Below are 20,400 nucleotides of genomic sequence, written 5' to 3'. Positions count from 1 at the left end.
CAACATGTTTTTCAGGCGAGGTGGGTGATGAACGTCCTTGTTCATTTATTGCTCACTGCGGAGGGATAAACTGCAAACCGGTTTAGATCACGCCGTCGCCGCCGTCAGAGCACCATACCTGACCGGAGGTAAAGGAACACTCATCCGAGGCCAGCGTGACGTACAGCGGGGCAATCTCGACGGGCTGTCCCGGACGACCCAGCGGGGTATCACCCCCGAACTCCTTCACTTTCTCCATCGGCTGGCCGCCGCTGGACTGGAGTACCGTCCAGTACGGGCCGGGGGCGACCGCGTTGACGCGAATGCCTTTCGGACCCAGCTGTTTGGCTAAGGATTTGGTAAACACCGCCAGACAGGCCTTCGTCTGGGCATAGTCCAGCAGTACGGGGCTGGGCTTCACCGCCTGAACGGAGGAGGTGTTAATGATCACGGACGACGCTTTCAGGTGGCGCAGGGCGGCCTTGGTGATCCAGAAGGGGGCGTAAACGTTGGTTTTAAACGTCGCGTCAAAATCTTCAGTGGTAAGCTCTTCAAGGGATTCCCGGAATTGCTGACGGCCTGCGTTGTTGACCAGAATATCCAGCCCGCCCAGCTTCGAAACGGCTTCTTCGACCAGATTCTGGCAAAAGGTCTCGTCCCGGACGTCTCCGGGCAGTGCGATGGCCTTGCGGCCTTCCGCTTTGATCAGGTCGATGACCTCGGCGGCATCTTTCTCTTCTTCAGGCAGATAGTTGATGGCGACGTCTGCCCCTTCGCGGGCGTAGGCGATAGCCACTGCGCGTCCAATCCCGGAGTCACCACCGGTGATCAGCGCTTTTTTGCCGGCAAGGCGGCCATGCCCTTTATAGCTTGTTTCACCGTGGTCGGGTACAGGCTGCATTTCAGACGCCAGTCCCGGCGGCGTTTGCGGCTGTTCCGGGAACGGAGGTTTCGGGTAAGCGTTCGTACGTTGTGTAGTATCACTCATAGCTGACTCCTTAAGCCAAGGGGTGAGATTTGATGGATAGTTGCAGCGTTAACGCTTCGCTGAATTATTTCTGCAAACGATCAACACGAACGACGGCAGGCGATGATTTTTTATCAAGCGAACCGTTGATACTGATCATCTGATCGGGTTTTACCGTTCTGCCGTCGAAGACTGCCTGGGGAATAATAACGTCGATTTTTCCGGTTTTATCCTGGAATACAAACTTATCGCCGCTACCGTCAATAAGATTACCGCGCAATGAAATTGTCGCGCCATCGTGCAATTGTTTTGCCTGATCGATGGTCATAATACGCGCGTCATCGGTTCCACGATATCCGCTGTCCAGCGCGTGGGGCGGTGGCGGTGCTTCACCTTTTTGTAACCCGCCGTTATTATCTGCCCATGCAGCTGGAACCAGAAATATCAAAAAAGCGGAAATAAGTGATAATTTCATCTGATATCCTTCATTTTTGAGTGTCTTGACATATTAAGTATTGTTGCTATTCCTTTATGTGGCAAATGTGATAAGTCTTAAAAACATTTTCTTTGAAAATCAAAACTATCTTGAAATAAGCGAAACGGTGACAACGACTATGAAGCATGAAAATGAAAAGTTACCCGGGATAGATGAGAGTTATCGCTTGTTGAGGTTTGAATATTCATTTCGCCAGGTGGGTTTTGTGGTCCTCCTGGCTATTATCATCGCAGCGGTTGCTGGTCTGTTTTCCAGCGGGATGGTGAGCGATACGGCCAAAACCAATTCCGCTAACTCATTGAGCATAAACTATGAACGCTTCGGCCGGCGGGAGACGGAGTCAAGAATGCAGGTCACCTTCCCGGTAAAGACGGAGGGCAGCTATACCCTCAGCCTGACCACCGACAGCAGCGACGTGTACGAGCCCGGCAGCGTCTGGCCGCAGCCAGACAAAATGTATAGCCACGGCAAAACCCTCTATTTGGTCTATGACGACCTGCAAAAATCAGACAACTTCTCTGTTTTATACTTCACGACACCTTCCAGAGCCGGTAAATGGAACACCGTCATCCGCGTCAACAACGAGCCGGAGATTAACCTCTGGCAATTTATTTACCCCTAGGAGGCTGATATGGATATGGTCTTTCGCGCGCTGGCGATTTATCTGTTTCTCGTGGTGGTATTTAAAGTGGCAGGGCGACGGGCGCTGCTGCAGATGACCAGCTTTGATCTCATCCTCCTCTTAATTATTAGTGAGGCGACGCAGCAGGCGCTTTTGGGACAGGATTTCTCCGTTACCGGTGCAATGATTACCATTACCACGCTGGTGGTCGTTGACATTATATTTGGCCTGATGAAGAAATATTTTTCCCCGGTGGAGAATATTCTTGATGGGACCCCTGTGATTCTGGTTGAGAATGGCGTTCCATTAGCGGATAAGCTAAAAAAAGTCGACGTATCTTGTGATGATATTCTGGTGTCAGCGCGTCAAAATAATGGCATTACAAAACTTAGCGAAATTAAATATGCCATACTTGAGCGCAATGGACATATTTCAATCATTCCTGTTGAAAAATAAGAGGCGGCAAGATGAGCAATCTTTTACACGACAGTCATTATACCGTGAGTGAACTCACCAAAAAGCTGGCGAGTAAATTAACCGATGCCGGGCTGCGCTTAACCACCGCGGAATCCTGCACGGGAGGAAAGCTCTCGGTGGCGCTGTGTGCAGAGGAAAACACGGCCGATTTTTATGACGTCGGGCTGGTTGTGTTCAGCGATGAAGCCAAATCGCGGATCCTCGGCGTGCGTCAGGAGACGCTGGCGCGTTATACCGCCGTCAGTGAACAGACGGTGACCGAGATGGCCGCCAGCATCCGCGACATTGCCCAGGCGGATATCAGCATCGCCATCAGCGGCTACGCGGGCCCGGAAGGGGGCGATGACGGCACGGCGGCGGGAACGGTCTGCTTTGCCTGGAATATCTGCGGTGAGACGAAAACCCGCACCGTCCTTTTCTCCGGCGACTGCCAGGATGTGGTGGAAAAAGCGGTGCAATTTTCGCTCGCTGAACTGGTGACAACATTGTCGGACGGCAATAACGGCTAAATTCACGCGGAGGTTCTATGGCGGTCATAGTGATTACCGGCGGGACGGCGGGCGTGGGAAAAGCCACGGCGCTGAAATTTGCAAAGGCAGGTTACGATGTGGGGCTTATCGCCCGCGATGAAGCCAGCCTGCACTCCACCCAGGAAGAGTTGCGCCGCTTCGGCGTTAATGCCCATGCGGTGCAGGCGGACGTCGCCGACAGCCAGGCGGTGGTGGATGCGGCTAACGAGATCGAGTATCGCCTCGGGGCGATTGATGTCTGGGTCAACAATGCGATGGGGGCCGTACTTGCGCCGTTTCGTACCCTGACGCCGGATGAGTTTCGTCGCGTGACGGATGTTACCTATCTCGGATTTGTTAACGGCACCCGCGCCGCGCTGGAGCTGATGGTGCCCCGCGACAGGGGGGTGATTATTCAGGTGGGGTCCGCGCTGGCCTACCGTTCCATCCCTTTGCAGTCGGCCTACTGCGGGGCCAAAGCGGCGATCCGCGGGTTCACCGATGCGCTGCGCACGGAGCTGATGCATGAGAAAAGCCGGGTTCAGCTTTCCATGGTGCAGATGCCGGGGCTCAATACGCCGCAGTTCGAATGGGCAAGGAATAAGTTCGCCTGGGCGATGCGACCGGTGCCGCCGGTCTTTGAGCCTGAAGTGGCCGCCAGCGCCATCTTTAAGGTTGCGCAGAAACCGGTGCGCGAGCTGTGGGTGGGCAGCAGCACTATCCAGTCCATCGTCGGGCAATTCTTCTTTCCGGGCTACCTTGACCGTCTGATGGTAAAAAAAGCCTGGGAAGGCCAGATGACCGACGATCTGAACGCAGCGGATCGGCGGGACTATCTCGACCAGCCGATTGACGACCTGCACAAAATCCATGGTCGTTTTACCGACGAAGCGAAGAACCGCGCTACGTCCGTCACCTCCGGTATGCCGGGCAAGGTGGCGCTGGGGGCCCTCGCGGTGGCGGGGATTATGCTGACGCGTCTCATAACCCGCCGGAAACGCTAATCACCGCAGCGCGCTGCGGTGCGTCCAGAACCAGCGGTAGCCGTAGCCGCCAATACTGAGTTCGACGGTTTTGCCGCAAACCAGCGCGTCGTCGTAGCGTTTGTCCGCGAGGCAGGCGGTCCAGGTGGCGTTGCGGATCCCTCTGGCGGTGAACTGCACCGGCTGGTCGCTGAAGTTAACGAAGGTCAGAATGCTGCGCTCGTCGGTCTCGTAATAGATCCCCAGCACCGCGTCATGCTCGAGGGTGATGAGGCGAAAGGGCGCCACGGCAATTTCGGGGAACTCCGAGCGGGTATTGGCAATATCAATAATCCGGTGCAGGAGCGAGTTGCGGTGGAGCAGCGAATCGGCGACGTTGATTTTTTGATAGCGGTAGGGCCCGTGGTCGATTATCGGCGCAATAAATTTTTCAGGATCGGCTGCCGAAAACCCGCCGCCCTGTGAACCCGCCCACTGCATTGGGGTGCGGACGGCGTAGCGCTCCTCCAGTTCAAGGTCGTCACCCATGCCGATCTCATCCCCGTAGCGCATCACCGGGACGCCCGGCAGTGAAAAGAGCACCGCGTGGCAGAACGCCAGCCGCTTTGGATCGCCATTCAACATCGGAGCCAGACGTCGCCGGATCCCACGCTGATAGACGTTCATCTCCTCGTCAGGGGCGAAGGTGTCGAGCACGAACTGTTTATCTTTCTGGCTAATCCCTTCCAGATCCAGCTCGTCATGGTTGCGCAGCCAGTTGGCAAAACAGCATGAATCTGGCGGGACGATCATTTTCTTCACCGCGTTGCGCAGCGGGCGGGCGCTTTTTCTGGCCAGGCTGACGTAGAAATACTTGTTGAGCCAGAAGTTGAGCACCAGATGCAGGCGGTCGTTATTGCCGAAATAGTCTTTATAAACCTCAACGTCTACGTCCACTTCGCCGAGCAGGATCGCGTCCGGATTACGCTGCTCGATAAGACGGCGCATGTGCTCCAGGATCCACAGGCCCTTTTTCTCGTCACCGCTGCCCGCCTGCTTCGTGAGGTGTGATGCGGCATCCAGTCGAAATCCCGATACCCCCAGCTTGAGCCAGAAGAGGATAATATTCTCAATCTCCTTAAGCACGGCGGGCGAGGTCAGGTTCAGGTCCGGCTCGTGGCGGTAGAACATGTGCCGGTAATACTGTCCCGCTTCGTCGTCCCAGCTCCAGACGCTCTTTTCCACGCCGGGGAACATAGGTGGCGTATCGTCGTCGTCGTTATCCGACCAGATATAGTAATCGCGATAGGGCGAGGCGGGGCTGCGGCGGGCCTGCTGGAACCAGGGATGGGCGTCCGAGGTGTGCTGGATCAGCAGCTCAATAATAACCTGCATGCCCAGCTCCCGGGCCTGTTCGATAAAGGCGATGATATCGGCCAGTTTTCCGAAGCGGGGATCCACCTGCAGATGGTCGCTGACGTCGTAGCCCTCATCGAGAAAGGGCGTGAGGTAAAACGGGGTGATCCAGATAACCGTCGCCCCCATGCGGCGAATATAGCGCAGCTTGGCCGCGATCCCGGCGATGTCCCCGCAGCCATCGCCGTTCATATCGTAAAAAAGCGCGGTGTCAATCTGGTAGATAATGGCCCGTGTATGCCAGTCCGTCATAGCGTTCCTCAGTGATAGCCTTCAGTATCCGAAACCTTGCCCCGGAAGACGTAGTAGCTCCAGGCGGTGTACACCAGAATCACAGGAATTATCAGCAGGGTCCCGACCAGCATAAACAGCTGGCTGGCGGGGGGCGCCGCGGCTTCCCACAGGGTGATGCGCGGCGGAATAATGTTTGGCCACAGGCTGATACCCAGGCCGCTAAATCCGAGGAAGATCAGCCCCAGCGTCAGCAGGAAGGGGCGCGAGTGGCTGGCCGGGTTGCGGGTCAGCCGCCAGATCAGCACGCTAAACAGGCCTACCAGCAGGGGAACCGGCAGGAACCAGAAGAAGTTGGGCAGGGTAAACCAACGGTCGGCCACGTACTGCCAGCCGAGCGGCGTCCAGACGCTGACCACCGCGATCACCACCATCAGGGCCAGCAGCACGTGGCGGGTTAGCTCGCGCATGCGGCGTTGCAGGGCGCCTTCACTTTTCATGATAAGCCAGGTGGTGCCCAGAAGCGTGTAGGCGACCACCAGGCCGATACCGCAGAAAAGGTTAAAGGGCGTCAGCCAGTCAAGCGGCGAGCCCACAAAGCGTCTGCCCTCTACCTCAAAGCCGTTGATCACCGCCCCCACGACGATCCCCTGGCTGAAGGTGGCGAGCAGAGAGCCACCGGCGAAGGAGTAGTCCCAGAACTTGCGGTGCGAAGGCGTCGCTTTAAAACGAAACTCAAAGGCGACGCCGCGAAAAATGAGGCCGATCAGCATCGCGGTAAGGGGGATAGTAAGCGCATCAATGATCACCGCGTAAGCCAGCGGGAACGCGCCGAACAGCCCCGCACCGCCAAGCACCAGCCAGGTCTCGTTGCCGTCCCATACGGGCGCTACGCTGTTGACCATCACATCGCGCTCTTTCGCATCGCCCACGAAGTTAAACAGCAGGCCGATGCCCAAATCAAAGCCATCCATAATGATGTACATCAGCGTGGCAAAGACGATGATGGCAAACCAGATAACAGAGATATCGACGCCCATCAGTTTCTCTCCTGTTCCGGAACAGACTCCGCGGCAGACAGTGGACGGGCCGGGGTGCCCGACGTGTTTGACGTCAGCGTATCGACGGGCTGCGGGCCTTTCTTAATCAGCCGGATGAGGTACACATAGCCCACGCCAAACACCGACGAGTAGACAACGAAGAACGCCAGCAGGCTGATGCTCATCTGCAGGGTGCTGTGCAGGGAGACCGCGTCAATCGTGCGCAGATAACCGTAAACCACCCACGGCTGGCGGCCCACTTCGGTGGTCACCCAGCCGGCGAGCAGCGCCACCAGACCCGCGGGCCCCATGCAAAGGGCAAACCACTGGAACGGACGCGAGTGGTAGAGCCGGTGGCGATAGCGGAGCCAGAGGCTGACCAGACCGAGGGTAATCATCAGCAGGCCCATTCCGACCATGATGCGAAACGACCAGAAGACGATGGTCGAGTTTGGGCGATCCTCTTTCGGGAAGTCCTTCAGCGCCGGGACCTGCTTATCGAGGCTGTGCGTCAGGATCAGGCTGCCGAGCGCGGGGATTTCAAGACCGTATTTGGTGCGCTCCTCGTCCATATCGGGCAGGCCAAACAGCAGCAACGGCGTGGCCTCGCCGGGCGGATTTTCCCAGTGCCCCTCTATGGCGGCAATTTTGGCTGGCTGATGCTCAAGCGTGTTCAGGCCGTGCATATCGCCCACGACGGCCTGAATGGGGGCAACCAGCAGCGCCATCCACATCGCCATGGAGAACATGGTGCGTATGGCAGGGGTATCGTTACCGCGCAGCAGGTGCCATGCGCCCGACGCGCCGACAAACAGCGCGCTGCTCAGAAATGCGGCGATGGCCATATGAATCAGGCGGTAAGGGAAGGAGGGGTTAAAGATAATCGCCAGCCAGTCCTGCGGAATGACCTGCCCGTTCTCGATAGTAAAACCCTGCGGGGTGTGCATCCAGCTGTTTGAGGCGAGGATCCAGAAGGTCGACATCAGCGTGCCGAGCGCCACCATGCAGGTTGAAAAGAAGTGCAGCCCAGGGCCAACCTTGTTCCAGCCGAACATCATTACGCCAAGAAAGCCGGCTTCCAGGAAGAAGGCGGTTAACACCTCGTAGGTCAGCAGGGGACCGGTAATACTGCCTGCGAACTGGGAGAACCCGCTCCAGTTGGTGCCGAACTGATACGCCATGACCAGTCCGGAAACGACACCCATCCCGAAGTTAACGGCAAATATCTTGAGCCAGAAGTGGTACAGCGAGCGCCAGACGTCGTTTTTGGTGCGCAGCCACATGCCTTCAAGCACGACCAGATAGCTGGCAAGACCGATGGTGATCGCCGGGAAAAGAATGTGAAACGAGACGGTAAAAGCGAACTGAATTCTGGCGAGATGGAATGCATCAAGTTCGAACATGGTCCGTACCTCTGAAGCGATGGGGCACGAGAATTGCCGGGCAGGTCAGGATGCCCGGCAAAACCGATTACGGTTTACTCTTTCCGGCACCCAGCTCGGCACCGGTCAGCGGGTCGGAATGGGGATCGGACTTGGTGCGGGCAGACATCGCCTTAACCAGGGTTGCCTGTTCAGCTGTGAGCGTCACGCTGGCGCTACCGTCTCCGCCATCAACCGCAGGCTGGGGGGACTCAACGTAATCAAAGTGCTTATCGCTGTTCCAGCTTCCGCGAACCTCTCCACCTTCAGACATATTGTAGTACTTGTTGGTGAATTCCTCGATTGGCGGCAGTTTTCCCGGCGGGAAATTATTACGAATGGACTGCAGCGCCTTCTCAAAGGAGAGCTGATGCGCCGCCTCACGCGTCATCAGAAACGCCAGCGCATCCTTCACTCCGGGATCGTCAGTGACGTTAATCAGCCGTTCATAGATGATTTTCGCCCTGGCCTCTGCCGCCACGTTCGAGCGCAGATCCGCCGTCGGCTCGCCGATGGTATCGACGTAGGCTGCCGTCCATGGCACGCCCGCCGAGTTAGTGAGCGGGGTACCGCCGCCGTAGAGAAGGGAGGTGATGTGACTGTCGTTACCGTTTTCGGTCATGGACCGATACAGTTCAGCCTCATTTTCCACCCCTTCCGCCAGCGCGCCTTTGGCACCTTTATTCAGCATACCAACCAGCGTACCGATGATTTCGAGGTGGCTTAGCTCCTCGGTGGCGATATCCATCAGCATATCCTTGCGGCCCGGATCGTCATCGCTCAGGCCCTGAGTGAAGTAACGGCAGGCGGCAGCCAGTTCGCCCTGCGGCCCGCCAAACTGTTCCAGTAAAAGGTTAGCAAGACCGGGGTTGGGTTCGGCGACGCGAACCGTATATTGCAGCTGTTTGACGTGTCGAAACATAGGCACTCTCCTGTGGATTATTTTTTCGCTTCGACACCGTCTGCGTCTGAACGCAGCAGGAACTGTTCCGTCGTTTGCGGGATATGGCGAATCAGCCAGTCGGCCATTTCGCGCTCTTCTGCAAGGATCGTCTCAATGGCAGGCACAGAGGCGGTATCGCCCGCTTTTTTCGCCGCAGCGAGCAGGGAGGTGTAGCAGGCGATTTCAAACTGTTCGAAGACATAGCCGCTGATCGAGCCCTTAACGATCTCATCGGACGGGAACATACCGCCGATGGATTGACCCAGGGCCGCCATTTTGCTCATCGAGTCTTTTAAGACCGAACGAGAAATATCATTACGGTCGAGGATTTCCTCCAGCAATGTAATTTGCCGTTTTGTCTCATTAATATGTTGCTCAATTCTGGCGCGAACATCAGGATAATTATCAATACGGCTGGCCATGGATTCCAGCATAGATTCGGCTTGCTTTTCCATTGCATGGGCATCGCGTAGCCAGTCATGGTAGTGTTCTACGTGATTCATCATTGTATCCTCATTAGGGGTTCGCTTATTTGGTCTCACTTTCAGCAGCCTGATCGGCACGTGCGGCACTGTAGCCAGATAAGTGGCCGACAATATTGGCGTAAATGCTGATGATAATGACCCATAGCACGCTATTCTTCCACCATATTACGGAAGGGATAGCGAGAATGAACCATATTATTGCTGCCGCTAAATGGCACCGTTTAATTGTCCTGGGACTGATGCTCATTTTATTTAACCTGTCTTATCGCGTCATTTCTGCGCTTTTTGGTTAATATTGCCAACGGCCAGGTCGGTGAGTTTAAGGTCGGTCTCTTTCTCTTCTTCCAGCGTTTCGGCAAGAAGTTTAACGGCTTTTTTGTAGCCCAGTTGTTCTGCGAGGGTCGCAAGGGTACCGTAGCTGGCTATTTCGTAATGCTCCACTTTTTGCGCAGCGGCAATTAACGCGGCATCACGCACTTCATTTTTTTCCGTACTTTCGATAACTTCGTTGGCTTCTTCAATTAAGCCTTCCATTGCCACGCACTTCATGCGCTTGAGCTTAATACCGTCTTCCTGTTCGACGATCTGGTCAATACGTTCAATCTGACCCTGCGTCTCCTCCAGATGCGCGGTGAAGGCGGCGCTCAGCTTCTCGCTGGAGGCGGCGCGAGCGAGTTTGCTTAACGCTCGGGTAAGTTGTTTTTCAGCGCTGTAGGTATCGGACAGAAGATGAATAAATACATCCTCAACACTTTTCATATTCATAATAATTACGCTCCGGTAAAATAAGGAAAGGGTACTGCGAGCTTTTCAGCCCGCAGCATGCTCTCAGGTTTTATTAAAAGAGTACTAAATAAGATCAGGAGTTATCAGATTTACGGCCTCCGCCGTGACTGTTCTGTCCCCCTTTCTTACCCGCTTCAGATGCGCGTTGCGGATCGTTTTTGAAATTACCACCGCTGTGCTGGCCGCCTTTACGTCCAGCTTCTGATGCTTTTTCACGGTCTTCAGCGAAATTACCGGAACCACCACGATGCTCTGCCATATTAAACCTCATAGTCATATATTGGTTATGTCAGTACGATACGAAAATATTCCGTATCACTCGTCGTTCGAGTAATAACTCTAGTCGCTGTGAGGCATACGTCAAATTCGTTTCGCCATTAGCGGTTGCGTTATATTTAATTATTGCTGCGTTTGCGCTTCGCTTGGTTTGGAAATATGGAAGTGTGGGAAGGACTTGTAAACAAATGATCGGATTAGTCCTAAGTTTCATTTAAAAATCGGAAGGTTGAGGCCAATAATAATGGCGTAGCAAAAACGAATAATTTGTAAGCGGTGATTTGGGGGAAATTACCCCTTTGGGGCTAGAAAAAATAGCCGCTACGAATCATAAGGAAAATCCTGGAAAAAGATGACGAGGTGGCTGACAGGGGTCGGTAGCACACGGTTTAACCACTGGCGTCTTAAGATCACAAATCAGAAATTCTTCCCCCCGGAAGGAACGGCCTTCTCTACACTCCAGGTAATATTCACTGGAGGCATGACATCATGGCGAACACCATCACGGCTGATGATATTCGGGAACATTTTTCGCAGGCTATGTCGGCGATGTACCAGCAGGAAGTTCCGCAGTACGGCACCTTGCTTGAGCTGGTCGCGGACGTAAACCTGGGGGTTCTGGAAAATAACCCACTATTACATGAACAACTGGCGAACGCCGACGAGCTGGCGCGCCTGAACGTGGAGCGTCACGGGGCGATCCGCGTCGGTACGGCACAAGAGCTTTCCACCCTGCGTCGTATGTTTGCCATCATGGGCATGTTCCCGGTCAGCTATTACGATCTTTCTCAGGCGGGGGTACCGGTCCACTCAACGGCGTTTCGTCCGGTTGACGATGCGGCGCTGTGCCGCAATCCGTTTCGTATCTTTACCTCACTGCTGCGCCTTGAGCTGATTGAAAACGTGGCGTTACGCGAGCGGGCGGCAGAAATTCTCTCTCAGCGGAACATCTTTACGCCGCGCTGTCTGGAACTTATTGACCTCCATGAGTCGGAAGGGCACTTTACCGAAGCGCAGGCGCACGAGTTTGTGCAGGAAGCGTTAGAAACCTTCCGCTGGCACCGTCATGCAACGGTCGACCAGGAGACCTACCTGGCGTTGAGTAACGAGCACCGCCTGATAGCTGACGTGGTCTGCTTCCCGGGGTGCCATATCAACCACCTCACGCCGCGCACGCTGGACATTGACCGGGTGCAGGAGCTGATGCCGAAGTACGGGATTGAGCCCAAAATTCTGATCGAAGGGCCGCCGCGTCGTGAAGTGCCGATCCTGCTGCGTCAGACCAGCTTTAAAGCCCTCGAAGAGCCGGTGCTTTTCGCCGGGGAACATAAAGGCACCCACACCGCGCGCTTCGGTGAAATTGAACAGCGCGGCGTGGCACTGACCCCGAAAGGCCGTGAACTGTACGATAGCCTGCTGGCCCAGGCCGGAACCGGAAAAGATAACCTCACGCACCAGCTGCATTTGCGGGAGATTTTCAGCGCCTTCCCGGACAGCGAAATGTTCCTGCGCCGTCAGGAGCTGGCGTATTTTCGCTATCGCCTGACCCCAGCGGGAGAGGCCCATCGTCACGCGTTTCGTCCGGGGGATGACCCGCAGCCGCTGATCGAGCGCGGGTGGGTGGTGGCCCAGCCGATAATTTACGAAGATTTCCTTCCGGTCAGCGCGGCGGGGATTTTCCAGTCCAATCTCGGGAATGAAACCCAGGCGCGCAGCCACGGAAATGCCAGCCGCAATGCGTTTGAAGCCGCGCTCGGCTGCCCGGTGTATGACGAATTTACGCTCTACGAGGAGGCGGAAACGCGCAGCAAACAGCGTTGCGGTTTGCTCTGAAATCGTTACTCTTCAGGGGTGTGATGGAAAAAATAAGGTCGTTATGCAAAATCCTTCCGCCCCTGTGGTTGAAACGCGCCAGGGCGCACTGTCTGGTTTAACCGATGAAAACGTTCACCTCTGGCGCGGTATTCCCTATGCCGCACCGCCCGTTGGCGACTTGCGCTGGCGCTCACCCCGGCCGCCGGAACGCTGGGATGGCGTGCGTGCAGCTACCAACTTTTCGCCCTCAAGCTGGCAAAGCAGTGAATATTGTCAGGAGTTGGGCGGGGGCGATCCCGGCCAGTTTTCTGAAGACTGCCTCTATCTGAACGTCTGGTCCCCTATCGACCGTACCGGGCCGCTGCCGGTCATGGTTTGGCTGCACGGCGGCGGGTTTACGATCGGCGCCGGAAGCCTGCCGCCGTATAACGGCAAGGCCCTGGCATCCCGCGGGGTGGTTGTCGTCACGATTAACTACCGTCTCGGCCATCTCGGCTTCTTCGCCCATCCCGCTCTGGAAGGGGAAGAGGAGCGGGTGGTGCATAATTTTGCCCTGCTGGACCAGATCGCCGCGCTCGAATGGGTGCGGGATAATATTGCCGCGTTTGGTGGCGACCCGAATAACGTGACCCTGTTTGGTGAATCCGCCGGCGCGCGCAGTGTGCTGTCGCTGCTGGCCTCGCCGCTGGCGGAAGGACTATTCCATAAGGCGATAGTGCAAAGCGGGTACACCTTGCCGGACACGCCGCGCGCGCAGGCCCTGCAAAAAGGGGAAGCGCTGGCCGCCCACTTCGGGCTGGAAAATGCGACGGCAGAGCAGCTGCGCGCGATCCCGCCCGAGGCGTTCTGGCCGCTGACCGCGCCGCTGAACGTCGCCCCGGCCCCTATCGTTGGGGATTGCGTTCTGCCGGAGGCGATGCTGGACGTCTTTTTCGCCGCCCGCCAGCATCCCGTGCCGGTGATGATTGGCTCCAACAGCGATGAAGCCAGCGTGATGGCGGTGTTTGGTGTCGATCTCGCCGGGCAGATCCAGAAGCTTCGCCGGGAGCGCCGCTTCGGGCTGGGGCTCATCAAGCTGCTTTATCCGGGCGTGAAGGGCGACGAGGAGCTCGGCAGGCAGGTGTGCCGCGACATGGCCTTCACCACTATGGGCTACGTGGTGATGCAGGCCCAGCAGCGCGTCGGCGGGCTTTGCTGGCGCTACTGGTTTGACTATGTGGCCGAAGCGGAACACGCCACCTATATCAACGGTGCCTGGCACGGCAATGAGGTGCCGTACGCGTTCGATACCCTCGGGCAGGTGGAGCCTTCGCGCCAGTACGTTAACGAACGGGATCTGGCGTTTGCCGCCCAGGTGGCTGATTACTGGGTGAGCTTTGCGCGCGATGCCGGAACGCATGACAGCCTTCACGGGCCGACGCGCTGGCCCGCCTGCCGCAAAGGGCGGGACGTGCTGTTACGTATTGGTGTGAATAAACATGCAGGTTTCAGGCTTGAAAACCGCTTTATGCGCGCCCGCATGAGCCTCTTCAAGCGCGTGATGAAGCACCACGTCAGCCTCGATTAAGCAAACAGGCGCGAAACGCCGCCAGACCATTCTCCTGACAAGGCGTTTCGCGCAGCACCAGCCGGTAGCTCGCGCCGGTTTTAATGCTGGTCTCATAGGGCCGCATTAGCCTTCCGGCGCGGATATCTTCTGCCACCAGCGTTTCGTCGGCAATGGCTACGCCCAGCCCCTGAATGGCGGCGGTAATGGCGAGATCCATCGTATCGAAGTGTTGATTTTTGTGCATAGCAAAGCCCGGACCTTCCTGATTCGCCAGCCACAGTGACCAGTCTGTCTTATCCCTTGTCGGATGAAGAAACGTCAGCGAACCCAGCGCGGCACCCGCTCGCACAGGGCTGAATACCGGCGTCAGCGCCTCTTCGAACAGCAGGTCGCCTGCGCTCATGTGCGTGCCGAAGACGATGGCGGCATCGTAAGATTCGGTTTTGAAATTGACGTTATGATCGGTCGTGGTGGTGAGCGCGATCTGCAGATCCGGCTGCTCGCGCTCCACTTCCAGCAGGCGCGGCACCAGCCAGCGCATCGCGCAGGTGGGGGCCTTGAGGCGGATCACCCTGTGCTGGCTGCGGGCCTGGTCGGCCACGCTCAGCAGCTGTTCGAAGGAGGACTGCAGTTCGGGAAGCAGGGCGCTGCCCTGAGGGGAGAGGCGCAACCCGCGCGCGTGGCGCTCAAACAGCGGAAAGCCAAACCAGGCTTCAAGGGAGGCAATCTTACGGCTCACGGCCCCCTGCGTCAGGCAGAGTTCCGCGGCGGCGTGGGTAAGATTCAGATGACGCGCGGTGACTAAAAATGCGTCAATGGCATTGAGCGGGACCGAACGGCGTGACATTGAAACACCTCAGCTATGCATTTTTCTCATGGCTATTATGACAACAATTCGATTGTCCCGGCAACGGAGTTGTTGTTTGAATAGTTATGCAATATCTATGAGAAGGGCAAGAGGATGACTTTACGAACGCCGGTGCAAACGCGCTCTAAGCTGCCAGACGTGGGGACCACCATTTTTACCGTTATCGGCCAGCTTTCGGCCCAGCATAACGCCATCAACCTTTCTCAGGGGGCACCGAATTTTTCCTGCGACCCGAAGCTGATCGCCGGCGTTACCCGCGCGATGGAGGCAGGGCATAACCAGTATGCGTCGATGACCGGCCTGCAGCCGCTCAAAGAACGCATCGCCGATAAGATTGCCGCGCTCTACGGCACGCAGTATAACCCTGCCAGCGAGGTGCTGGTCACCGCCAGCGCCAGCGAAGGGCTCTATTCGGCGATAAGCGGGCTGGTGCACCCTGGCGATGAGGTGATCTACTTTGAGCCGTCGTTTGACAGCTACGCGCCGATTGTTCGTCTGCAGGGGGCAACGCCTGTCGCCATCAAGCTCACGGTACCGGATTTTGCCGTCAACTGGGATGAGGTCCGTGCGGCAATCACCCCGCGCACGCGCATGATCATCATCAATACGCCGCACAACCCGAGCGGCCAGGTCTTCTCCGCTAATGACCTGCAGCAGCTGGCGGCGCTGACGCGCAATACCGACATCATTATTTTGTCTGACGAAGTGTACGAACACGTCGTGTTTGATGAGGAACCGCACCACGGGATGGCCACGCACCCGCAGCTGGCGGAGCGTAGCGTGATTATTTCTTCTTTCGGAAAAACCTATCACGTCACCGGCTGGCGCGTGGGTTATTGTGTGGCACCCGCAGAGCTGATGGACGAGATATGTAAAGTCCATCAATTTTTGATGTTCTCTGCCGATACGCCAATGCAATACGCGTTTGCAGAACACATGACCGATCCGCAAACCTGGCTGTCGCTGTCGGCGTTTTACCAGCGTAAGCGCGATCTGCTGCACGGCCTGCTGTCCGATTCGCCGTTTACCCTGCTGCCGAGCGCCGGGTCGTTCTTTATGCTGGCGGACTACAGCCAGTTCAGCGACGAGCGCGACAGCGAGCTGGTGAAGCGGCTGATTGTTGAGTACGGTGTTGCCACCATTCCGCTGTCGGCGTTTTATGCCGACGGCACGGATAATAAATTGATTCGTCTCTCTTTTGCGAAAGATGAGGCGACGTTACGGGCAGGTGCCCAGGCCCTGTGTCGGGTTAAACCACGCTAAGGAGTATGAAATGAAATTACGCGCGTTAGTTGTCGGCATGGGATTGCTGTGTACCTTTTCCTCCTTCGCGGCCACCGAGCTGCGCTACGGTCTGGAAGCGGAATATCCGCCGTTTGAAAGCCGTAATGCGGCAGGCGAACTGGAAGGGTTTGACGTTGAGCTGGGAAATGCCATCTGCAAAGCGGCAGCGCTGAAGTGCAGCTGGGTCGAAACCTCGTTTGACGCGCTGATCCCGGGGCTGGTGGCGAAGAAGTTTGACGCCATCAACTCGGCGATGAATATCACCGAACAGCGCCGCAAGAGCATCGATTTTACCCAGCCGATCTACCGCATTCCGTCTCAGCTGGTCGGCAAGGCCGGTACGGCGCTCGAAGCGACGCCTGAAGGGCTGAAGGGGAAAACCATCGGCGTGCTGCAGGGGTCGATTCAGGAAACCTATGCCAAAGAGCACTGGGAAAAGCAGGGTGTCACCGTGGTGTCGTATAAAGATCAGAATATGGCCTGGGGTGACCTGCTGAATGGCCGCATTGATGCCTCGCTGGTCATGTCCGCGGCCGGGCAGGCGGGTTTCCTCAGCAAGCCGCAGGGAAAAGGGTTTGGCTTCATCGGCAAACCGGTGTCTGACGACACTATCCTCGGCAGTGGGATCGGCTTTGGGTTGCGCAAAGGTGACGAGGCCACCAAAAAGCAGCTTGATGCCGCCATTGATAAAGTACGTGCCGACGGCACGATCGCCAAACTCGCTGATAAGTACTTCCCGGGTATCGATGTCAGCGTAAAATAACCGCCTCATTGGCCCCGTCAGCTGATGTCCTGACGGGGCATTTTTCTACACATTTTCCAGGCTTTCTTTACACCACTTTCGGGCCGTTCTGGTCGACAGAAAATATTTCTCACTTTGTTCAGATAATCACCGGCCAACAATTGGATTCTTAACCATTTTTGTTTAGGCTGTGCGTTCTTTCTTGCCGTCATTTCGCCGAGCGCGAAACACATTCACACGACCATAAGGACGTTTTTCCAGGCATGAATCGCAGACGTTTTCTAAAAGGCTCGCTGGCTGTGGCAGCCCTGAGCGGCACCTCCGGCCTTGCTTCCCTGTTTTCCAAAGCGGCATACGCAGCTGACTCTGACATCGCTGACGGTCAGAGCCGTCGGTTTGACTTCTCCGTACTGCAATCCATGGCGCATGACCTGGCGAAAACCCCGTGGGGTGGCGCGCCGCGTCCGCTGCCGGAGACGCTGGCGACCATGACGCCGCAGGCGTATAACGCCATCCGCTACGATGAAAAACAGTCTCTGTGGAACAACATTGAAGGGCGTCAGCTGGACGTGCAGTTCTTCCATATGGGAATGGGGTTCCGCCGCCGCGTGCGGATGTTCTCGCTGGACCAGTCTACCTCTATGGCGCGCGAGATCCACTTCCGCCCTGAGCTGTTCAGCTACGGTGACACGGGTGTCGATACCAAACAGCTGGAAGGGCAAAGCGATCTCGGCTTCGCGGGCTTCCGCGCCTTTAAAGCGCCTGAGCTGGCGCGCCGCGATATCGTCTCTTTCCTCGGGGCGAGCTATTTCCGCGCGGTGGACGACACCTACCAGTACGGTCTTTCCGCGCGCGGTCTGGCGGTAGATACCTTTACCGACACCCCGGAAGAGTTCCCGGACTTCACCTCCTTCTGGTTTGAAACCGTCAAGCCTGGCGATACCACCTTTACCGTCTATACGCTGCTGGACAGCCCGAGCGTCACCGGTGCCTATAAATTCGTGATCCACTGCGAGAAGAGCCAGGTGATCATGGAGGTGGAAAACCACCTCTACGCACGTAAGGACATTAAGCAGCTGGGCATCGCGCCGATGACCAGCATGTTCAGCTGTGGCAACAACGAACGCCGCATGTGCGACACCATTCACCCGCAAATCCACGACTCTGACCGCCTGGCAATGTGGCGCGGCAACGGGGAGTGGATCTGCCGTCCGCTCAATAACCCGCAGAAGCTGCAGTTTAATGCCTATCTGGACAAAAACCCGAAAGGGTTCGGCCTGCTGCAGCTCGATCGCGATTTCTCCCACTATCAGGACGTGATGGGCTGGTATAACAAGCGCCCGAGCCTGTGGGTTGAGCCGCGCAACGACTGGGGGAAAGGATCTATCGCGCTGATGGAGATCCCAACCACCGGTGAAACGCTGGATAACGTGGTCTGCTTCTGGCAGCCGGAAAAACCGGTGAAAGCGGGCGACGAGCTGGACTTTAAATATCGTCTCTACTGGAGCGCGCAGCCGCCGGTGCGTTCCCCGCTGGCCAACGTTTACGCGACCCGTACCGGCATGGGCGGCTTCCCGGAGGGCTGGGCGCCGGGCGAACACTATCCGAAAGTGTGGGCCCGTCGCTTTGCAATTGATTTCGTCGGCGGCGACCTGAAGGCCGCTGCGCCGAAGGGCATCGAACCGGTGATTACGCTCTCCAGCGGTGAAGCGAAGCAGGTTGAGATCCTTTACGTTGAGCCGTTTGACGGGTATCGCATTCTGTTTGACTGGTACCCAACGTCGGATTCGACGGAGCCGGTGGATATGCGCCTGTTCCTGCGCTGCCAGGGCGATGCCATCAGCGAAACCTGGCTGTATCAGTATTTCCCGCCAGCGCCGGATAAACGTCATTACGTTGATGACCGGGTAATGCGTTAACGATCGATTCCCTCTCCCTGTGGGAGAGGGTTAGGGTGAGGGGCAATGACCGCAACACAATCCGAAACTATTCCCGTATCTGACGCTCTCGAGCTTCGCGCCGTCGAAGAGCGCTACACCGCCGAACTGCATAACCTCGTCGTCAAAAACAGAGCCTATCTGCAAACCGCCTTTGACTGGGCGCAGCACGTGGGGACTGAAGATGACACCCGACGCAACGTGCAGAGTAACCAGATGTTGCACCAGCGCGGCTACGCCAAAATGTTTTTGATCTTCAGGGAGGATGCGCTGGTCGGCGTACTGTCGTTTAATGCGATTGAGCCTGCCAACAAAGCCGCGTACATCGGCTACTGGCTGGATGAAGCGCACCAGGGGCAGGGGATCCTCTCGCAGTCGCTGCAGGCGTTTATGCGCTACTACGCTGAGCGCGGTGAGATCCGCCGATTTGTGATCAAGTGTCGGGTGGCGAATCAGCACAGCAACAGCGTGGCCCTGCGCAACGGTTTTACGCTGGAAGGGTGCCTGCGGGAAGCGGAATATCTGAATGGCGCCTATGACGATGTGAACATCTACGGCAAAATTTATACCCTATAGCGCCCCCAGCAGCGGCGTGCGGGTGATGCGCTGGTCGCCGTTGATCACCTTTTCACCGCGCAGGTGAATGCTCTCACCAGCAAAGGCCTCTATCACCGCATCGTCGGTGATTTCTACCCGATGCTCAATCAGCACGTCGCCGCTGATCCGCGCGCGTCCCTGAATCACCACTTTATCATCCAGCATGATCGGCCCGCCGCGCAGCCATGCCTGACCGCCGATCAGGACGTGGTGCTTGATGATGCAGTTTCCTTCCACCACGGCGTTCTCGGCAATCTGAGAGCTGTAGCGCACGGTAGGGATGGCGTCATCGTCGAAACCGGCTATCACGCGGGCGTTGCCGTACACTTTGGCGCAGTCGCACACCCAGACGTTGTTGAGTTCGTTACCTTCGAGGATCGCGCAGTCGAACACTTCGGCGCGGTGCTCAACAAACGCGTTATTTACCATCGCCTCGCCGTATATTTGTGCCTGATGCACAATGCGCGACCGGCTTACCGTCGCCTTGCCGTAAATTTGCAGGATCTGGTCGTGGTCCGGCGTGAGGCCTTTAGCGGCAATGATAACGCTGTTGTGCAGGACGCGCGCGTCGCCGTAAAGATGGCACTCACCCCGCACGCAGGAGTGCTGAATGGTGACGTTGTCACTTATTCGCGCCCCGTGGCTGACCTCTGCGGCGTCAAGCCAGCAGTTATCGCCGATATGCGCGTCATGGCTGACGGTGCACGGCAGGGTCAGGCGCGCGTTGCCGGACACGGTTGCGCCGGCGAATACCACGCTGTTTTCATCGTAGATCCAGCAGTCTCCGTCCTGCGCAAGGGCGCGCTCATCGTCAATCCAGCCGCCTTTCGTGCCGGCCTTCACATCGTTAAAGTCCACCGTAGCGATAATCTGCCGCAGCGTCGTTGAGTGGGATGTTTCGCCATTTTTCCATTGCCAGAGCCGGGTTTCATCGCTGAGCCGATACTTATTCATCGTTGGGTCCCTGATATGCGTCTTCACTAAACGTAGCAAACTTT

Annotated in this window: 22 protein-coding genes; 10 read left to right on the top strand and 12 right to left on the bottom strand. The window is 56.8% G+C overall.

Features of this window, described 5'->3' with window-relative positions; all coding sequences use genetic code 11:
• Nucleotides 1–82: 82 nt before the first annotated feature.
• Entirely contained in the window at nucleotides 83–967 is an 885-nt protein-coding gene (locus tag A6013_RS09910; RefSeq protein WP_028013098.1) for an SDR family oxidoreductase, read from the bottom strand.
• A gap of 64 nt (nucleotides 968–1,031) precedes the next feature.
• On the bottom strand, nucleotides 1,032–1,421 hold the full coding sequence (locus tag A6013_RS09905; protein WP_008502282.1) for a YdeI family stress tolerance OB fold protein: 390 nt from the start codon (nucleotides 1,419–1,421) through the stop codon (nucleotides 1,032–1,034).
• Nucleotides 1,422–1,560: 139 nt separating this feature from the next.
• Between A6013_RS09905 and A6013_RS09900 the strand changes: the two genes are divergently transcribed.
• Genes A6013_RS09900 through A6013_RS09885 form a run of 4 tightly spaced genes read left to right on the top strand, consistent with a single transcriptional unit; the run spans nucleotide 1,561 to nucleotide 4,054 of the window.
• A complete protein-coding gene (locus A6013_RS09900; RefSeq protein ID WP_041912012.1) occupies nucleotides 1,561–2,064 on the top strand; it encodes a hypothetical protein in 504 nt (167 codons plus the stop codon).
• A 9-nt stretch (nucleotides 2,065–2,073) separates the two neighbouring features.
• Nucleotides 2,074–2,520, top strand: coding sequence for a DUF421 domain-containing protein (locus tag A6013_RS09895; RefSeq protein ID WP_069732985.1), 447 nt, complete (start codon nucleotides 2,074–2,076; stop codon nucleotides 2,518–2,520).
• A gap of 11 nt (nucleotides 2,521–2,531) precedes the next feature.
• On the top strand, nucleotides 2,532–3,050 hold the full coding sequence (locus tag A6013_RS09890) for a 2-oxo-tetronate isomerase (RefSeq protein ID WP_047368522.1): 519 nt from the start codon (nucleotides 2,532–2,534) through the stop codon (nucleotides 3,048–3,050).
• Nucleotides 3,051–3,067: 17 nt separating this feature from the next.
• Nucleotides 3,068–4,054, top strand: coding sequence for an SDR family oxidoreductase (locus tag A6013_RS09885; RefSeq protein WP_069732984.1), 987 nt, complete (start codon nucleotides 3,068–3,070; stop codon nucleotides 4,052–4,054).
• Here A6013_RS09885 and A6013_RS09880 read toward each other — a convergent pair whose 3' ends face one another.
• The 8 genes from A6013_RS09880 to A6013_RS09845 form a co-directional block, all read right to left on the bottom strand.
• The gene (locus A6013_RS09880; RefSeq protein ID WP_069732983.1) at nucleotides 4,055–5,680 is read right to left on the bottom strand and encodes an alpha-amylase family protein; all 1,626 of its coding nucleotides are present in this window, start codon (nucleotides 5,678–5,680) and stop codon (nucleotides 4,055–4,057) included. It lies immediately after the preceding gene.
• Between the two features lie 8 nt (nucleotides 5,681–5,688).
• Nucleotides 5,689–6,699, bottom strand: coding sequence for a cytochrome d ubiquinol oxidase subunit II (gene cydB / locus A6013_RS09875; RefSeq protein WP_028013104.1), 1,011 nt, complete (start codon nucleotides 6,697–6,699; stop codon nucleotides 5,689–5,691).
• Nucleotides 6,699–8,102: a cytochrome ubiquinol oxidase subunit I gene (locus A6013_RS09870; protein ID WP_028013105.1), complete on the bottom strand. Its 1,404-nt coding sequence runs from the start codon at nucleotides 8,100–8,102 to the stop codon at nucleotides 6,699–6,701. The genes cydB and A6013_RS09870 overlap by 1 nt, the downstream gene beginning before the upstream one ends.
• A gap of 67 nt (nucleotides 8,103–8,169) precedes the next feature.
• Nucleotides 8,170–9,042, bottom strand: a complete 873-nt coding sequence (locus tag A6013_RS09865) for a manganese catalase family protein (protein ID WP_028013106.1) — start codon at nucleotides 9,040–9,042, stop codon at nucleotides 8,170–8,172.
• A 17-nt stretch (nucleotides 9,043–9,059) separates the two neighbouring features.
• The gene (locus A6013_RS09860) at nucleotides 9,060–9,566 is read right to left on the bottom strand and encodes a ferritin-like domain-containing protein (protein ID WP_028013107.1); all 507 of its coding nucleotides are present in this window, start codon (nucleotides 9,564–9,566) and stop codon (nucleotides 9,060–9,062) included.
• 25 nt (nucleotides 9,567–9,591) lie between these two features.
• The gene (locus A6013_RS09855) at nucleotides 9,592–9,795 is read right to left on the bottom strand and encodes a hypothetical protein (RefSeq protein WP_008502273.1); all 204 of its coding nucleotides are present in this window, start codon (nucleotides 9,793–9,795) and stop codon (nucleotides 9,592–9,594) included.
• 23 nt (nucleotides 9,796–9,818) lie between these two features.
• The gene (locus tag A6013_RS09850) at nucleotides 9,819–10,313 is read right to left on the bottom strand and encodes a ferritin-like domain-containing protein (protein WP_008502272.1); all 495 of its coding nucleotides are present in this window, start codon (nucleotides 10,311–10,313) and stop codon (nucleotides 9,819–9,821) included.
• Between the two features lie 94 nt (nucleotides 10,314–10,407).
• Nucleotides 10,408–10,593, bottom strand: coding sequence for a general stress protein (locus tag A6013_RS09845; RefSeq protein ID WP_004150795.1), 186 nt, complete (start codon nucleotides 10,591–10,593; stop codon nucleotides 10,408–10,410).
• A 506-nt stretch (nucleotides 10,594–11,099) separates the two neighbouring features.
• Between A6013_RS09845 and A6013_RS09840 the strand changes: the two genes are divergently transcribed.
• Both A6013_RS09840 and A6013_RS09835 read left to right on the top strand, forming a co-directional pair.
• Entirely contained in the window at nucleotides 11,100–12,443 is a 1,344-nt protein-coding gene (locus A6013_RS09840; RefSeq protein ID WP_069732982.1) for a VOC family protein, read from the top strand.
• A 43-nt stretch (nucleotides 12,444–12,486) separates the two neighbouring features.
• On the top strand, nucleotides 12,487–13,992 hold the full coding sequence (locus tag A6013_RS09835) for a carboxylesterase/lipase family protein (RefSeq protein WP_069732981.1): 1,506 nt from the start codon (nucleotides 12,487–12,489) through the stop codon (nucleotides 13,990–13,992).
• Here A6013_RS09835 and A6013_RS09830 read toward each other — a convergent pair.
• Entirely contained in the window at nucleotides 13,979–14,821 is an 843-nt protein-coding gene (locus A6013_RS09830) for a LysR family transcriptional regulator (protein WP_069732980.1), read from the bottom strand. The two genes, A6013_RS09835 and A6013_RS09830, sit on opposite strands and share 14 nt — an antisense overlap.
• A gap of 114 nt (nucleotides 14,822–14,935) precedes the next feature.
• Here A6013_RS09830 and A6013_RS09825 point away from each other — a divergent pair, with 114 nt between their 5' ends.
• From A6013_RS09825 to rimL, 4 genes are all read left to right on the top strand, one after another.
• Nucleotides 14,936–16,105, top strand: a complete 1,170-nt coding sequence (locus tag A6013_RS09825) for a pyridoxal phosphate-dependent aminotransferase (RefSeq protein ID WP_069732979.1) — start codon at nucleotides 14,936–14,938, stop codon at nucleotides 16,103–16,105.
• A 10-nt stretch (nucleotides 16,106–16,115) separates the two neighbouring features.
• Nucleotides 16,116–16,889, top strand: a complete 774-nt coding sequence (locus A6013_RS09820) for a transporter substrate-binding domain-containing protein (protein ID WP_069732978.1) — start codon at nucleotides 16,116–16,118, stop codon at nucleotides 16,887–16,889.
• A 242-nt stretch (nucleotides 16,890–17,131) separates the two neighbouring features.
• A complete protein-coding gene (locus tag A6013_RS09815) occupies nucleotides 17,132–18,787 on the top strand; it encodes a glucan biosynthesis protein D (RefSeq protein ID WP_045260490.1) in 1,656 nt (551 codons plus the stop codon).
• 45 nt (nucleotides 18,788–18,832) lie between these two features.
• Complete coding sequence (gene rimL / locus A6013_RS09810; RefSeq protein WP_045260491.1) at nucleotides 18,833–19,381, top strand: 50S ribosomal protein L7/L12-serine acetyltransferase; 549 nt, start codon at nucleotides 18,833–18,835, stop codon at nucleotides 19,379–19,381.
• Here the strand turns inward: rimL and ydcK are convergent.
• Nucleotides 19,376–20,356 (bottom strand): YdcK family protein, encoded by a 981-nt coding sequence (gene ydcK / locus A6013_RS09805; RefSeq protein ID WP_041910038.1) that lies wholly within the window; start codon nucleotides 20,354–20,356, stop codon nucleotides 19,376–19,378. The two genes, rimL and ydcK, sit on opposite strands and share 6 nt — an antisense overlap.
• Nucleotides 20,357–20,400 lie beyond the last annotated feature (44 nt).

It is taken from the genome of Enterobacter sp. IF2SW-B1, from assembly GCF_001743375.1.
Classification (GTDB): Bacteria; Pseudomonadota; Gammaproteobacteria; order Enterobacterales; family Enterobacteriaceae; genus Enterobacter; species Enterobacter bugandensis.
The sequence above is the reverse complement of the archived record's forward strand: the minus strand, read 5'-3'. Positions and strand labels throughout refer to the sequence as shown.

Bases quoted from the DNA above. Each gene is read 5' to 3' on its own strand.
- A6013_RS09910 (WP_028013098.1), bottom strand. From the start codon at position 967: ATGAGTGATACTACACAACGTACGAACGCTTACCCGAAACCTCCGTTC.
- A6013_RS09905 (WP_008502282.1), bottom strand. From the start codon at position 1,421: ATGAAATTATCACTTATTTCCGCTTTTTTGATATTTCTGGTTCCAGCT.
- A6013_RS09900 (WP_041912012.1), top strand. From the start codon at position 1,561: ATGAAGCATGAAAATGAAAAGTTACCCGGGATAGATGAGAGTTATCGC.
- A6013_RS09895 (WP_069732985.1), top strand. From the start codon at position 2,074: ATGGATATGGTCTTTCGCGCGCTGGCGATTTATCTGTTTCTCGTGGTG.
- A6013_RS09890 (WP_047368522.1), top strand. From the start codon at position 2,532: ATGAGCAATCTTTTACACGACAGTCATTATACCGTGAGTGAACTCACC.
- A6013_RS09885 (WP_069732984.1), top strand. From the start codon at position 3,068: ATGGCGGTCATAGTGATTACCGGCGGGACGGCGGGCGTGGGAAAAGCC.
- A6013_RS09880 (WP_069732983.1), bottom strand. From the start codon at position 5,680: ATGACGGACTGGCATACACGGGCCATTATCTACCAGATTGACACCGCG.
- cydB (WP_028013104.1), bottom strand. From the start codon at position 6,699: ATGGGCGTCGATATCTCTGTTATCTGGTTTGCCATCATCGTCTTTGCC.
- A6013_RS09870 (WP_028013105.1), bottom strand. From the start codon at position 8,102: ATGTTCGAACTTGATGCATTCCATCTCGCCAGAATTCAGTTCGCTTTT.
- A6013_RS09865 (WP_028013106.1), bottom strand. From the start codon at position 9,042: ATGTTTCGACACGTCAAACAGCTGCAATATACGGTTCGCGTCGCCGAA.
- A6013_RS09860 (WP_028013107.1), bottom strand. From the start codon at position 9,566: ATGAATCACGTAGAACACTACCATGACTGGCTACGCGATGCCCATGCA.
- A6013_RS09855 (WP_008502273.1), bottom strand. From the start codon at position 9,795: ATGAGCATCAGTCCCAGGACAATTAAACGGTGCCATTTAGCGGCAGCA.
- A6013_RS09850 (WP_008502272.1), bottom strand. From the start codon at position 10,313: ATGAATATGAAAAGTGTTGAGGATGTATTTATTCATCTTCTGTCCGAT.
- A6013_RS09845 (WP_004150795.1), bottom strand. From the start codon at position 10,593: ATGGCAGAGCATCGTGGTGGTTCCGGTAATTTCGCTGAAGACCGTGAA.
- A6013_RS09840 (WP_069732982.1), top strand. From the start codon at position 11,100: ATGGCGAACACCATCACGGCTGATGATATTCGGGAACATTTTTCGCAG.
- A6013_RS09835 (WP_069732981.1), top strand. From the start codon at position 12,487: ATGCAAAATCCTTCCGCCCCTGTGGTTGAAACGCGCCAGGGCGCACTG.
- A6013_RS09830 (WP_069732980.1), bottom strand. From the start codon at position 14,821: ATGTCACGCCGTTCGGTCCCGCTCAATGCCATTGACGCATTTTTAGTC.
- A6013_RS09825 (WP_069732979.1), top strand. From the start codon at position 14,936: ATGACTTTACGAACGCCGGTGCAAACGCGCTCTAAGCTGCCAGACGTG.
- A6013_RS09820 (WP_069732978.1), top strand. From the start codon at position 16,116: ATGAAATTACGCGCGTTAGTTGTCGGCATGGGATTGCTGTGTACCTTT.
- A6013_RS09815 (WP_045260490.1), top strand. From the start codon at position 17,132: ATGAATCGCAGACGTTTTCTAAAAGGCTCGCTGGCTGTGGCAGCCCTG.
- rimL (WP_045260491.1), top strand. From the start codon at position 18,833: ATGACCGCAACACAATCCGAAACTATTCCCGTATCTGACGCTCTCGAG.
- ydcK (WP_041910038.1), bottom strand. From the start codon at position 20,356: ATGAATAAGTATCGGCTCAGCGATGAAACCCGGCTCTGGCAATGGAAA.